We start from the raw sequence: 14,508 nt of genomic DNA on the forward strand, positions 1-14,508 counted from the left end.
GGTAGGCGAAACATGCTTTGGTCCCTCGTTAAAATCGTTCTTTTCGTCGTCCTTGTGGCTGCCCTTGCGTATGGCGGTATGCTTCTCATGGAAACCGAAGGCGGCGCACAGCTGAGCTTTGGAAATTTCGAAATTACCCTGACACCGCTCAAAGCCGTGCTGGCGCTGATTGCCTTGATCGTCGCGTTTTATGTTGCGCTCAAACTCATCGGCCTGCTGATCGCTGTGGTGAAATTCCTTTTGGGCGATGAAACCGCAATCTCGCGCTATTTCGACCGCAATCGTCAGAAAAAAGGCATTGAAGCGCTGGCGGATGGGATGATGGCGCTGGCCTCAGGTGAGGGTCGCCTGGCACTGACCAAGGTTGCGCGCGCTGAGAAATATCTGCAAAAACCCGAACTGACCAACCTGCTCAAAGCACAGGCTGCGGTGATGAGTGGCGACAAAAAGACCGCAGAGCGTGCTTACAAACAATTGGTCACGGATGACCGCACCCGCTTTATTGGCGTTCAGGGCATCATGAAACAGAAGCTTGAGGACGGTGATACCGCGACGGCGCTGAAACTTGCGGAAAAAGCCTTTGCCCTCAAACCGAAACACGTTGAGACACAAGACATCTTGCTCCGGCTTCAGGCGGAAAAGGGTGATTGGTCGGCGGCGCGTTCGACCTTGTCGGCCAAATTGAAACATGGGGCGATCCCGCGCGATGTTCACAAACGTCGCGATGCGGTTTTGGCCCTGTCAGAGGCCAAGGGGGTGTTTGAAAAAGGCGCCACGATTGAGGCGCGCGAAGCAGCGATTGAAGCCAATAAAAAGTCGCCGGATCTCATCCCTGCCGCTGTGATGGCCTGTGAAGAATATGTTGCTGATGACAAGCCGCGCCCGGCTGCGCGCGTCATCAAAAAAGCATGGGAAGCGCAACCGCATCCCGATTTGGCCGCTGCCTTTGCGGCGATTGTCCCGGATGAAACCCCGGAGCAACGGATCAAACGCTTTGCGGTTCTGACCAAAATCCACCCGGAAGATCCAGAGACCAAAATGCTGCTCGCAGAGCTTAACATTGCCTCCGAAGATTTCCCGGCGGCTCGTCGCGCGCTGGGCGATCTGGCGGAGATCAACCCAACCGCGCGCAGCCTGACGATTTTGGCGGCGATCGAACGCGGTGAAGGCGCGGATGACGTGGTTGTGCGTGGCTGGCTGACCCGAGCGCTGACAGCGCCGCGTGGGCCACAATGGGTCTGTGACAATTGCCAAACAATCCATTCAGAATGGGCACCGGTCTGCGAGCACTGCGGTGGATTTGATACGCTGAGCTGGCGCAAACCGACGCGGTCTGAGGTCGCGATGCCACAAGGCACCGAAATGTTGCCGATGATTGTGGGCACATTGCCGGAGCCAAAAGTGGATTTTGTCGATCCAATTGAAGAGGAGTCACAGGACGCGCCGAAAGGTATGGTAGATGTGACCCCCGTTGAAGAAGGTGAAAACCCCAAGGTCGAAAATTAGGGCTACACACCTTTGAAAGAGGGTGATAAAGACCCGTTCACGTCAGGCACAATCGCGCCTGACAGAGAAGAGTGCCGCTGTAGCTCAGCTGGTAGAGCACGTCATTCGTAATGATGGGGTCGTAGGTTCGAGTCCTATCAGCGGCACCACTTTTCTATTCAGGTTTTGGGTGTCCCCAAAGAAAAGCCTCCCCGAAGGGAGGCTTTGTTGTTTTCGTTTGGCTAGAATTAGCTGCGCGGGCGTTCCTTTTTCGGATCGTAATGCGGGAAGGCGGTGATCTTGGCGCTGTAGCGTTTCAAATGACCGTCCAATTGGCCAACTTCGACCTCTGTTCCTGGCTCCGAATGCGCCACATCGATCCGTGCCAAAGCGATGACTTGCCCGGTGCGCGGGGATCGCATCGCGGAACAGACCTCGCCCACTTGCGCGCGACCGATGCGGATGCAATCGCCATGGGCGACGTGGTTCTGACCGTCGACTTCAAGCCCGACAAATTTGCGCGCAGGGTGTTCCTTGCGCCGCAAAAGCGCATCGCGACCGACGAAATCTACCGTTTTTGACTTGAGCGGAACGGTGAAGCCAATCCCGGCTTCAAACGGATCAGTCTGATCGGAAAAATCATAGCCTGCAAACACAAGCCCAGCTTCAATCCGCACAAGGTCAAGCCCGGCAAGCCCCATCGGACGCATGCCATAGGCCTGGCCTGCCTCCCAAACGGCCTTGAACACCGCGTCGCCGTCTTTGGGATGGCTAAAGATTTCATAACCCAACTCGCCAGTATAGCCCGTCCGGGACACCACAACAGGCACGCCTTGATCATCACCAATCCGACCCACGGTAAAGCGGAACCAGTCGAGATCAGAGATCGGCGTTTGATGCGGGGCGGTCCAGATGATCTCTTTCATCAGATCGCGGGATTGTGGGCCTTGGACGGCAAGGTTGTGCATCTGATCGGTCGAGGCGCGGATCATCACGTTGAGGCCCAGCTTTTCGGCCTGTTCGCGCATCCAAACGCCACCTTCGTCCGAGCCGCCAATCCACCGGAAATTCGTCGGACCAAGGCGGAAAAGCGTGCCATCGTCAATCATGCCACCATGCTCATAACACATGGCCGAATAGACCACCTGACCGACGCCGAGCTTTTCGACATTGCGGGTCAGAACCCAATTCATCAATGCTTCGGCATCCGGGCCGGTGACCTCAAATTTGCGCAGGGCGGAGAGGTCCATGACCACAACACCCTCGCGACAGGCCCAATATCCTTCGACCGCATCAGTTTGGGGGAACGAATTCGGCAACCAAAAGCCGCGGTATTCGACGAAATCAGTCGTCAGTTCGGCAAAGTTTTGATGAAAGGCGCTTTCACGGGTCATGACAGGGTCCTCGTCGGGAGTGGCGCGCCATGCCACGGAGCGGCTGAATCGTTCTTCGGCGGCATAGGTGCGCACATGAATGTCGGTCAAATTCCAGCCATTGGCCGGGGAGGTGTCATCGGGGCAGGCGGAGGACACGCAGATCAGATCGGTGAGCGCGCGCAACAACACGTAATCGCCCGGACGTGACCACGGTTCGTCGGCCAAGAGCACACCATGATCATCGACATGAGTGTTGAAGAAAAAATTCGCAGCCATCCATCCCTTACGGCCCGGAATGTTATAGGCTGAGAGCGCGTGGTTGAAGTTGTCGGAACAATTGGCGTGACCGGGATAGCCGATGTCATCATAATATTTGGATGAACAGGCCATGGCGAAAGCGTCGTGCCGACCACAGGTGTCTTGTACCACTTCGATGAGGGGCGTCATGTCCTGATCGAAATATTTCCCATGTAAGCCGGGCATTGGGTAGGCGTGATTGAGGATGGTGCGTGTGGTGGTGACATCGAGGGGGAGATAGTCACCCCGATCCACTTTGCGCGCATCGAAGCATTGGAAATCGGTGCATTGGCGACCATCGACATCAAGAATCTGAATGAACTCGCTCTTGCGCACGAAATAGGCCTGAGCTGTGGCGGATTTGACTCGCAGGTCTTGAACCGGATCGGCCAAAGGATCGGGGAGGGCGAATTGGCCAGACTTGCGCGATTTGGCACGGGTTAGGGTCACACGCAGCGGTGTTGTGGTGTTTTGCGCTTCGAAATTCATCACATCGCCGGGAGCGGCAATGATGGCCCAACCTGAACCCTGCGCCGTAAAGGTGGCACTGTCTTTCGCGGGGCTTTCTGCGCCAAAAAGGCCAATGGTGCGTGCGCCCGTTATGTCGATATTGCGCTGGATTAGACCCTTTTCAAGCCGGTCAAAGCCCGACAGCGGTGACAGGAGCATCGCGCGTAGGCCTGCGGCGGACGTGTCTGCGGTTGCGCCCAAAAGGCCGCAATCCAAGCGCCCATCGGGATGCGCGCTTAAGAGCTCACAACGCTGACCGCCTTCGATATTCTCAATCGTGATCTGATCGCCCTGAGCGAGTTCGACCATGACCGCGCCAGAACCGGGAACGGTCACGCGCTCTTCGTTGGATTGAAGCCCATAGGCCGCCGCGCGGCGCGCGCGGGAGGCGGAGGGCGGTCCGGGGCGCAACAGGGTTGCGGGAATGTGCGTTTGCATTTTTTGTCCTTGAAAAAGGAGAGAGACGGGCCCCGCGAAAGGCCCGCCCATTGCGTCACGTGGTAGATCAGTTTTGAAGATAGACTTCCATGGAATCGTCCAGCGCGTCTTTCCACGGGGTGTGGTGCGCAGGGGCCATGGTTCCGGTGATCACTGATTTATAGCTGTGATTGCGGAACCCCATGATGTCCTCGACCTTATGGTGTTTCCATTCAAAGAAAGCTTCACAAGCCCCATCCACATCGAAGGACGGATAGTCGGTGTCGGCGATCAGTTCTTTGACATAATCACCCTGATAGACGATCGCGTATTTCACATCATCCTGACGCTCTTCGCGTTCAACGCGTTCTGCAACATCGGCCAAAAGCACCTCTTTGTCAGAGGGCACTTCGATGCGGCCCATGATGATGTCCCGCACATACCAAGCCTGCGCATCGAACATGTTAAAGGTGAACCACTGATCCTGCATCCCCAGATAGAACATCTTTGGATTGTGGACATAGGCGACGCCTTTGTAGAGGTCGGCCGTGGCCAGGCGGTTGGCCGTTTTCAGGCGCAGATCGTCGGGCAGGAATGGGAAGTAGTGACGATAGCCAGTGCAAAGAATAATCGCATCGACATCCTTGGTGGAGCCGTCTTTGAAAAAGGCGGTTTTGCCGTCGACTTTCACCAGCGCAGGCTTTTCTTCCCAATTGCCCGGCCAGTCAAACCCCATGGGAGCGGACCGATAGGAAGTTGTGATCGACTTGGCGCCGTATTTCCAACATTGCGAGCCGATGTCTTCGGCGGAGTAAGAGGCGCCAACCAAAAGCACATCCTTGCCCGCAAATTCGCGCGCGTCGCGGAAATCATGAGCGTGGACGATGCGGCCATTAAACGTCTCGAACCCAGGGTATTCGGGCACATTTGGCGAAGAGAAATGACCTGAGGCGACGATCACATGGTCAAACACCTCTTTGTACATTCGATCCTCGATCATGTCGTGGGCAGTGACGGTAAATTTGCCTGTGTCCTCATCGTAGTCGACCCAGCGGATCACGGTAGAGAACCGAATCCAATCACGCACTCCGGCCTTTTTCACGCGACCTTCGATATAATCGACCATGACGGCGCGCGGCGGATAGGACGCGATCTGTTTGCCGAAATGTTCCTCAAAGGAATAGTCGGCAAATTCCAAACCTTCTTTTGGACCGTTGGTCCACAGATAGCGATACATTGAGCAATGCACGGGTTCGCCATTTTCATCGACGCCGGTGCGCCATGTGTAGTTCCACAACCCACCCCAATCGGATTGTTTTTCAAAACAGACAACCTCGGGGATCTCTGCGCCTTTTTGCACGGCGGATTGAAAGGCGCGGAGCTGTGCGAGACCGGAGGGACCCGCTCCGATAATTGCGACACGTTTGGTCATGAGTGTCTCCCTTGGACATTAGAATTCATTGGATTGAACCGAATTCATAAATTGGTTCAATCGGCATGAACCAAATGAGAACCAACTTTTTCCGTGGTCAATGAATTTTCTTTGTGGGAATATATTTGTATGGGCCATTTGGCCTTTATGATCACAAAATTAGGCCAATGATGAAAATATGAGCATTCCTTCCTTATCTCAGCGCCTGCTTGTGACCGGGTCTTTGCCGAAACTAAGGGGGCAGACCCGCGCGCCTCTTCGGATTGGCTTTTTGATTCCCATGTCCGGGGATGAACAGGCGTGGGGACTGCCCGGATATGAGGGCTGCAAGATCTGGGTGGACTGGATCAACACCCATGGCGGCCTGATGGTGGGCGGTCGCAGGCACAAGATTGAAATGCGTGTGCAGGATAGTGCAATTGGTCCAGACCAAACTTTGGCCGCGGCCCGCGATATGGTCGAAAAAGATCAGATCCCGCTGATCGTCACGCTGGGCGGAAATGATGTGGCGCAGGCGATTGATTACCTGATGTCGCGTAAAGTGCTTGTGGCGACCCTGTTGCCCAGTGATCTGTCGCCGGACCGACCTTATTTGATCGCTCCGGCGGAGGTGCATCCCCTGTTCAATGTCGCGGGTATTGAGTGGCTGGCGCGCACCCAACCTCAGGCCACGCGCGTCGCAGTATGTAGTCAAACCGATTTGATGGGATTGCCCTCACTGGCGGTCTATCGCGCCGGGTTCGAGGCGGCAAAGCGAGAAATCGTCAAAGACATTCAGTACAGCGCAGACACCAAAGACGCGCTTGGCATTGTCAAAGCCATGATGGCCGAAGCCCCCGATATTCTCTGTTGGTGTTCCTCGCCGCCGCCGATGGTCAAGGCTCTGACCGAAGCCGCCTACAAACTTGGCTTTGAGGGCCATATCCTGTCCTGTACCGGCGACAATTATAACAGGTTGATTGCGCGCACTTCGGCTGTGTTCATGGAGCGTTTCGTCTTTCAGTTCCCGGATTTTGATGACCCAAAACTGGCGGATAACGCGTTTTTCTTTCGTCAGCCCAAAGCATTCTTTGACACCTATTGCAGTCGTTTCCCTGGCGCATGGGGCGCGGTAAGTTGGGAATATGCTTCGATCTTGGATCTGTGGCACAATGCGGTTGAGCTTGCGGATTCGACCAATTCCGTGTCGGTTTTGGCGGCAATGAAGCGGGGGCGCCAGATGTCGCATGTCTTTGGTCCAGCCCGTTGGTGGGGCGATGAGATTTTTGGGATTGATAATGCCTTGGTCGGAGATTGGCCCGTGGTTACAATTCGCGATGGTAAAGCCCGGATCGAAGATTTCGTGTCCGTTTTGGACTGGCTGGAACACAATGGACCACGTTTAAAACGGCATATGGAAGAGCTTGGGCAATTGTGGGATCAACGACTTGCCCCAGATCGCAGTGCCAAAGCCACGTCGCAGTAAACAGAGCATAGATTGAAGACCAGTTTCGAGACAGGACGCCGAATGACAAAATCACAAACCACCCTCCAACAAAATCCTCATGCAGTTCGTGAGGCTCGTGAAAAGAACCTTGAAGTGGCGATTGGCCGTCAGGTGCGTGAGTTGCGCAAGCGTCAGCGCATGACGGGCGCGGATCTTGCGGGGCAGGCGGGTCTGTCGGTTGGGATGCTGTCCAAAATCGAAAACGGTGTGATTTCCCCTTCTTTGAACACGATCCAAACGCTCGCAAATGCATTGCGCGTGCCGCTGGTTCAACTGTTTTCCGGTTTTGAGGAAGAGCGCGGCTGTATGCATGTGAAAGCGGGCGAAGGCGTTGAAATCGAACGTGCGGGGACCCGCGCAGGGCACCAATACAATCTGTTGGGGCATATTGGGTCAAACAACTCCGGCGTTGTCGTTGAACCCTATCTCATCACCTTGGACAACGAGAGCGACCGTTTTCCGGCCTTCCAGCATGAGGGCATCGAGTTGCTCTATATTCTTGAAGGTGTGATCGACTATCGGCATGGCGACAAACGGTACATCTTGGAACCGGGTGACTCGCTTTTGTTTGATGCAGATTCGCCGCATGGGCCAGAGGCGCTGATTGAACTCCCCGCGCGCTATCTTTCGGTCATCACCTACCCTCAACAAAAATGATGCGTTCTAAGGAAGTCTGTTTTTTGTGCGACGGTGGCTGCCCACGCCCTATTTCGCGACATTTCCGGGCAATTATTTCCCAAACAGAAAAACTTGCTCCTGTAGAGAAAAACTTTCTTGATGAGAAATAAGATTTCCCTCTAATCAGATCATAACGGCGATTGGGCCGAAGACTCTGATGGAGGGATATATGTGTGGCATTGTAGGCCTGTTCCTTAAGAAGGACGAACTGCGCCCCAAGCTGGGCGACATGTTAACCGATATGCTGATCACCATGACCGACCGCGGCCCCGATAGTGCCGGGATCGCGATCTATGGCGATGAGACAGGCGGCATCAAAATCACCGTTCAGTCGGACACGCCGGAGACGGCATTTGTCGATCTCGACGCCGACCTCTGTGCGGTTATCGACGGGCCTGTGACGATCAAGTCAATCAGCACACATGCGGTTCTCACTGTACCCGCCGGATCGGAAAAAGCAGCGATTGCTTTTCTGGAAGACAAAGGATTGCGCATCATGGGCTCAGGCGAGTCCATGGAAATTTACAAAGAAATCGGCCTGCCCAAAGATGTGGCGGCTCGGTTTAACCTACGCGAGATGGGTGGCAGCCACGGTATCGGCCACACCCGCATGGCGACAGAATCCGCAGTCACAACCATGGGCGCGCATCCGTTCTCGACCGCAGATGATCAATGCCTTGTGCACAACGGCTCGCTGTCCAATCACAACCAAATGCGCCGGGTTTTGGCCAAAAAGGGCGTGTTCACCCGCTCCGAAAACGACACCGAAGTGGGCGCGGCCTATATCTCTTCGCGCATCGCTGAGGGCGCGACGCTTGGCGAAGCCTTGGAGGGCACACTGAAGGATCTTGATGGGTTCTTCACCTTTGTGACCGGAACGAAAAACGGCTTTGGCGTTGTACGCGACCCGATCGCTTGCAAGCCCGCCGTGATGGCCGAAACAGACGACTACGTCGCTTTCGCCTCTGAATACCGTGCGTTCGCCGACCTGCCGGGTATTGATGCCGCCCGCGTTTGGGAGCCGGAACCCGCAACTGTTTATTTCTGGGAGCGCTAATCCATGACCAACACGCTCGATATGACGCAGACAGAGCTGCGCGACATCAACACCACGCTCCAGGCCGCCGCAAAAGGTCAAGCCAACGAGAAATATATCATCACCAATCCGCGCGGCAGCCATGCGATGGCCTGTGGTCTAGACGGCCCGCTCGACGTGACGATCCAAGGTTCTACCGGCTATTATTGTGCAGGCATGAACAAAGAAGCGGCGATCACAGTCAAAGGGTCCGCGGGTCCCGGTGTCGCCGAAAACATGATGTCAGGCACGGTCACCATCGAAGGCGACGCTTCGCAATATGCCGGCGCAACCGGACATGGCGGTCTCTTGAACATCAAAGGCAATGCGTCTTCGCGTTGTGGTATTTCGATGAAGGGCATCGACATTGTCGTGCATGGCAACATCGGTCACATGTCCGCGTTCATGGCACAAAAGGGCAACCTTGTGGTGCTGGGTAACGCAGGGGATGCCCTTGGCGACAGCTTATATGAAGCACGTCTTTTCGTGCGCGGGGCGGTGAAATCCCTCGGCGCCGATTGCATCGAAAAAGAGATGCGCCCGGAACACATCGAAATCCTCAAAGAGCTTCTTGAAAAAGCGGGTGCCGATGCAAAGCCCGAAGAGTTCAAACGCTACGGCTCCGCCCGCAAACTCTACAATTTCAACATCGACCACGCAGACGAATACTGAGGAGCGCGACATGGAAAAAACACCACAAACCGAACCGCGTCAGTCGTGGACCTTTTCAAAAGATGTGAATGCTGAAATCCGTCGGGCGGCAGCCACCGGGATTTACGATATCCGGGGCGGTGGCGCAAAACGTCGTGTGCCGCATTTTGACGACCTGTTGTTCATGGGCGCGTCGATGTCGCGCTATCCGCTCGAAGGTTATCGCGAGAAATGTGACACCTCCGTCACCCTCGGTACGCGTTTTGCGAAAAAGCCGATTGAGCTGAAAATCCCGGTGACCATCGCGGGCATGTCCTTTGGCTCCCTGTCGGGTCCGGCAAAAGAGGCGTTGGGCCGCGGCGCAACCCTTGCGGGCACCTCGACCACCACGGGCGACGGCGGCATGACCGAAGAAGAGCGCGGTCATTCCGAGAAGCTCGTCTATCAATATCTGCCGTCGCGCTACGGCATGAACCCGGATGATTTGCGCCGCGCCGATGCGATTGAAATCGTGGTGGGTCAGGGCGCGAAACCCGGTGGTGGCGGGATGCTTTTGGGTCAAAAGATCACCGAGCGGGTCGCGGGTATGCGCGATTTGCCTGTCGGGATTGACCAACGCTCCGCCTGTCGTCACCCGGATTGGACCGGCCCGGATGATCTTGAGATCAAGATTCTCGAAATCCGCGAAATCACCAATTGGGAAAAGCCGATTTACATCAAAATTGGCGGCGCTCGACCCTATTACGACACGGCTTTGGCGGTCAAATCCGGTGCTGATGTGGTCGTTTTGGACGGGATGCAGGGCGGGACCGCCGCCACCCAAGACGTGTTCATCGAACATGTCGGTCAGCCCACTTTGGCCTGTATCCGCCCTGCCGTTCAGGCGCTGCAAGACCTCGGTATGCATCGCAAAGTTCAGCTTGTTGTCTCCGGCGGTATTCGCACCGGGGCCGATGTGGCCAAGGCTTTGGCGCTGGGCGCAGATGCGGTGTCTATCGGGACGGCGGCTCTCATCGCTTTGGGGGACAATGATCCGAAATGGGAATCTGAGTACCAAAAACTTGGCACGACAACGGGTGCCTACGATGATTGGCACGAGGGCCGCGATCCGGCTGGCATCACCACCCAAGACCCTGAGTTGATGAAGCGCCTCGATCCGGTCGCAGCCGGTCGTCGTTTGCAAAATTACCTCAATGTTTTGACCTTGGAATGCCAAACACTCGCCCGCGCCTGTGGTCACAACCATGTCCATAACCTTGAGCCAGAGGATCTTTGCGCTCTGACCATGGAAGCCGCTGCAATGGCCCAGGTGCCGCTTGCGGGGACCAATTGGTATCCGGGCAAACCGGGCTTTTGAGTCAGCGATAAAAGGGGAGGGGCCATGTGCCCCTCATCCTGCCAACAGGGACTAGAAAAAGGACAAGACGATGAGCGTTCTTGCAGATTTCGCCGCAAAGACCGGCGTAAAATATTTCATGATCTCCTACACTGACCTCTTCGGCGGGCAGCGGGCCAAACTCGTACCTGCTCAGGCGATTGTCGATATGGAGGAAGACGGCGCAGGTTTTGCGGGTTTCGCAACCTGGCTTGATTTGACCCCCGCGCACCCGGACATGTTGGCCGTGCCGGACGCCTCGGCCGTGATCCAATTGCCGTGGAAACCCGATGTCGCGTGGGTGCCCGCCGATTGCGTCATGGAAGGCGTGCCCGTTGAGCAAGCGCCGCGCAACGTGTTGAAAAAACTCGTTGCCGAAGCTGCTGAGGCGGGCCTTCGGGTTAAGACCGGGATCGAGGCGGAGTTCTTTCTTTTGACGCCTGAGGGCGATCAGATTTCTGACCCTTTCGATACCGCCGCAAAGCCCTGTTACGACCAACAAGCGGTGATGCGCCGCTATGATGTGATCGCGGAAATCTGCGATTATATGTTGGAAATGGGTTGGGGCCCGTATCAAAACGACCACGAAGACGCCAATGGCCAGTTCGAAATGAACTGGGATTTTGACGACGCGCTCGTGACCGCCGACCGCCACAGCTTTTTCAAATTCATGGTTAAATCCGTGGCCGAAAAACATGGTTTGCGGGCGACGTTTATGCCGAAGCCGATTGAAGGTCTGACCGGAAACGGCTGTCACGCGCATATTTCGGTTTGGGATTTAGACGGCAAAACCAACGCCTTTGCTTCAAAAGATGGTAAGGGGCAGGTCGGCGAAGTCGGCCTCTCTGAGCAGGGCGGTTATTTCCTTGGCGGCATTATGAAGCACGCCGAAGCCTTGGCGGCAATCACCAACCCGACGGTGAATTCTTATAAACGCATCAGTGCGCCGCGGACCATTTCTGGCGCAACATGGGCCCCGAATTCTGTGACATGGACCGGCAACAACCGCACTCATATGGTGCGCGTTCCGGGGCCGGGCCGTTTTGAATTGCGCCTGCCAGATGGGGCAGTGAACCCCTATTTGTTGCAAGCTGTGATCATCGCGGCGGGCCTGTCTGGCATCAACTCCAAAGCCGATCCCGGCAAGCGTTACGACATCGACATGTACGCCGAAGGCCACCTTGTCAAAGACGCCCCGCGCCTGCCTTTGAACCTGCTCGACGCGATCCGCGCGTATGACGAGGATGAAGGTTTGAAAGCCATGATGGGAACCGGTTTCTCGACCTCCTATTCCAAGATGAAGATGCAGGAATGGAATTCCTTCGTCTCCCACTTCTCGCGTTGGGAGCGCGAGAACACGCTTGATATCTAAGCGTTTTCCTCTTCCTAATTCCCCTTTAGCGGCCTCTTCGGGGGCCGCTTTTTTGTCAACGCCTGCGCAGGGCAGAGGGCGGTTGACCAAACTGGCGGCGGAAGCTTTCGGAAAAATGCGCCTGACTGACAAACCCGGTCATCATCGCAATCTCATGAATACGCAGCTGGGATTGACGCAGCAAATCCCGCGCGGTTTCCAGGCGAATGTCGCGATAGGTTTCCATAACCGAACTGCCGAGGCTTTCGGTGAATTGACGCTGCAACTGGCGCGAAGAAAGCCCGGATAATTCAGAGAGTTGAGAGATATCGAGCGGATCGGCGATATGGGATTCCATCAATTCAATCGCGGCCAAAATCGGCGCGGGCAAAGCCCCGTATCGCGCCGCGATGCTGGCCTGTTGCGGTGCTTCTGACCGGCGCACTTCGGTTTGAATAAACCAATCGCTGATCCGTTGCGCAAAGCCAACCCCGTGATCGCGCGAAATGATCGCGTGCATCATATCCAACGGCGCGGTTCCCCCGGCGCAGGTGTAGCGATCCCGGTCAATCACGAACAATCTGCGCTCAAGCAGGAGCTTTGGGAACAGCCTTTGGATATCCTCATAGTGATGCCAATGCAGAGTGAAACGACGGTTGTCCAAAAGCCCCGCCTTGGCCAAAATCGCCGCCCCGCCAGAAATGCCCCCAAGTGCTGCGCCCGCACGCGACACACGCCGCAACCATGTCTCTAATTCGGGATCGTTGACGGACAAAGGGTCACCGCCCGCAACCACAAACACCAGATCGAAATCGGTGCCTGCCGCGTGTAGTGGCGTTGCCGCAAACATGCTTCCGGCGGAGGAGTGCACCGCCGGATTTCGGGGTGACAAAACCTGAATATTGTAGAGCGGTTCAGAGCCAAAAAGATTGGCCGCGCGCAACGGTTCAAGCGCTGCCGCCGTGGACATAAGGGCATGGCCATCAAGCAAGACGAATCCGATTTTCCTCATGCGCTTACTGCCCAGTGTTTTGTCCTAAATAAGAAAATAAATGTCTTTTAATGAAAAGAATAGGGGAAAATTACAATGTAAAACTGTCTCAACCGAATGGAGCGATACGCATGAAATTCTCCGGATTTAAGGTCATCAAAGAGGCTCTGACAGGCCACAAAGGCTGGACGCCCTTATGGCGCGATCCCGAGCCGCAATCAGACTACGACATTGTCATCGTTGGCGGCGGTGGGCATGGACTTGCCACGGCATTTTATCTTGCCAAGAGCTTTGGACAGGCGCGGATTGCGGTGCTTGAAAAGGGTTGGCTTGGGTCGGGCAATATTGGCCGGAACACCACCATCATTCGCTCCAATTACCTGTTGCCGGGCAATGAGCCGTTCTACGAATTCTCGATGAAACTTTGGGAGAACCTTGAACAAGAAACCAATTTCAATTCCATGGTCAGCCAACGTGGTATCATCAACCTGATCCACACAGACGCCCAACGTGACGCCTACCGTCGGCGTGGCAATGCGATGCGGTTTGCGGGTGCGGATTCGGTGCTTTTGTCGCGAGAAGAACTGCGTGAGAAAGTGCCGTTTTTGAACTATGACAATGCGCGTTTCCCGATCAAAGGCGGTTTGATGCAGCCGCGTGCGGGCACGGCGCGCCACGATGGTGTTGCTTGGGGCTATGCCCGTGGCGCCGACATGCGCGGCGTCGATATCATCCAGAATTGCGAAGTCACCGGCTTTAAAATTGAACGTGGCAAAGTTTTGGGCGTCGAGACCTCGCGTGGATTTATTGGCGCGAAAAAGGTTGGTGTGGCGGTGGCAGGTTCGTCCAGTCGGGTCATGTCCATGGCTGGAATGCGCTTGCCGATTGAAAGCCATGTGCTTCAGGCGTTTGTGTCTGAGGGTCTCAAACCGACCATTCCCGGCGTGATCACATTCGGTGCCGGGCATTTTTACATCAGTCAATCTGACAAGGGCGGGCTTGTGTTTGGGGGCGACATCGATGGCTATAACTCTTACGCCCAACGCGGCAATCTTCCGGTGATCGAAGACGTGCTCGAAGGCGGCATGGCGCTTATGCCGATGATCGGGCGCGCGCGGCTTTTGCGCGGCTGGGGTGGGGTGATGGACATGTCCATGGACGGTTCCCCCATCATTGATCGCACCGATATCGAAGGCCTCTATTTCAATGGTGGGTGGTGTTATGGCGGGTTCAAAGCGACGCCTGCCTCGGGCTATGCCTTTGCGCATTTGCTCGCCACCGATCGCCCGCATGACACTGCCAAAGCCTACCGCCTTGATCGTTTTGCCAAGGGCTACGTCATTGACGAACGTGGCGCTGGCGCTCAGCCCAATTTGCATTGAGG

The 14,508-nt window shown here is 55.7% G+C and carries 11 protein-coding genes and 1 tRNA gene; 9 read left to right on the forward strand and 3 right to left on the reverse strand.

Going from position 1 to position 14,508, the window contains the following annotated elements; genetic code table 11:
* Nucleotides 1–12: 12 nt before the first annotated feature.
* Nucleotides 13–1,506, forward strand: a complete 1,494-nt coding sequence (locus BLT54_RS09855; protein ID WP_074644296.1) for a heme biosynthesis protein HemY — start codon at nucleotides 13–15, stop codon at nucleotides 1,504–1,506.
* A 73-nt stretch (nucleotides 1,507–1,579) separates the two neighbouring features.
* Nucleotides 1,580–1,655, forward strand: a tRNA-Thr gene (locus BLT54_RS09860).
* A gap of 78 nt (nucleotides 1,656–1,733) precedes the next feature.
* Here BLT54_RS09860 and BLT54_RS09865 read toward each other — a convergent pair.
* A complete protein-coding gene (locus tag BLT54_RS09865; RefSeq protein ID WP_074644298.1) occupies nucleotides 1,734–4,106 on the reverse strand; it encodes a trimethylamine N-oxide demethylase in 2,373 nt (790 codons plus the stop codon).
* 67 nt (nucleotides 4,107–4,173) lie between these two features.
* Nucleotides 4,174–5,517 (reverse strand): NAD(P)-binding domain-containing protein, encoded by a 1,344-nt coding sequence (locus BLT54_RS09870; protein WP_074644301.1) that lies wholly within the window; start codon nucleotides 5,515–5,517, stop codon nucleotides 4,174–4,176.
* Between the two features lie 178 nt (nucleotides 5,518–5,695).
* Here BLT54_RS09870 and BLT54_RS09875 point away from each other — a divergent pair, with 178 nt between their 5' ends.
* The 6 genes from BLT54_RS09875 (at nucleotide 5,696) to glnT (ending at nucleotide 12,154) form a co-directional block, all read left to right on the forward strand.
* Complete coding sequence (locus BLT54_RS09875; RefSeq protein WP_074644304.1) at nucleotides 5,696–6,982, forward strand: ABC transporter substrate-binding protein; 1,287 nt, start codon at nucleotides 5,696–5,698, stop codon at nucleotides 6,980–6,982.
* A gap of 42 nt (nucleotides 6,983–7,024) precedes the next feature.
* A complete protein-coding gene (locus tag BLT54_RS09880) occupies nucleotides 7,025–7,660 on the forward strand; it encodes a helix-turn-helix domain-containing protein (protein WP_009570432.1) in 636 nt (211 codons plus the stop codon).
* 190 nt (nucleotides 7,661–7,850) lie between these two features.
* A complete protein-coding gene (locus tag BLT54_RS09885; RefSeq protein ID WP_074644308.1) occupies nucleotides 7,851–8,738 on the forward strand; it encodes a class II glutamine amidotransferase in 888 nt (295 codons plus the stop codon).
* Nucleotides 8,739–8,741: 3 nt separating this feature from the next.
* Entirely contained in the window at nucleotides 8,742–9,428 is a 687-nt protein-coding gene (locus BLT54_RS09890; protein ID WP_143026789.1) for a GltB/FmdC/FwdC-like GXGXG domain-containing protein, read from the forward strand.
* A 10-nt stretch (nucleotides 9,429–9,438) separates the two neighbouring features.
* The gene (locus BLT54_RS09895) at nucleotides 9,439–10,764 is read left to right on the forward strand and encodes an FMN-binding glutamate synthase family protein (protein WP_009570435.1); all 1,326 of its coding nucleotides are present in this window, start codon (nucleotides 9,439–9,441) and stop codon (nucleotides 10,762–10,764) included.
* Nucleotides 10,765–10,834: 70 nt separating this feature from the next.
* Complete coding sequence (glnT, locus tag BLT54_RS09900; RefSeq protein WP_074644312.1) at nucleotides 10,835–12,154, forward strand: type III glutamate--ammonia ligase; 1,320 nt, start codon at nucleotides 10,835–10,837, stop codon at nucleotides 12,152–12,154.
* 55 nt (nucleotides 12,155–12,209) lie between these two features.
* Here glnT and BLT54_RS09905 read toward each other — a convergent pair whose 3' ends face one another.
* A complete protein-coding gene (locus BLT54_RS09905) occupies nucleotides 12,210–13,145 on the reverse strand; it encodes a GlxA family transcriptional regulator (RefSeq protein WP_074644317.1) in 936 nt (311 codons plus the stop codon).
* Between the two features lie 110 nt (nucleotides 13,146–13,255).
* On the opposite strand from BLT54_RS09905, the gene BLT54_RS09910 reads away from it, so the two are divergent.
* Entirely contained in the window at nucleotides 13,256–14,506 is a 1,251-nt protein-coding gene (locus BLT54_RS09910; protein WP_074644319.1) for a sarcosine oxidase subunit beta family protein, read from the forward strand.
* The last annotated feature ends 2 nt before the right edge of the window (nucleotides 14,507–14,508 follow it).

It is taken from the genome of Celeribacter baekdonensis, assembly GCF_900102315.1.
GTDB classification, from domain to species: domain Bacteria; phylum Pseudomonadota; class Alphaproteobacteria; order Rhodobacterales; family Rhodobacteraceae; genus Celeribacter; species Celeribacter baekdonensis.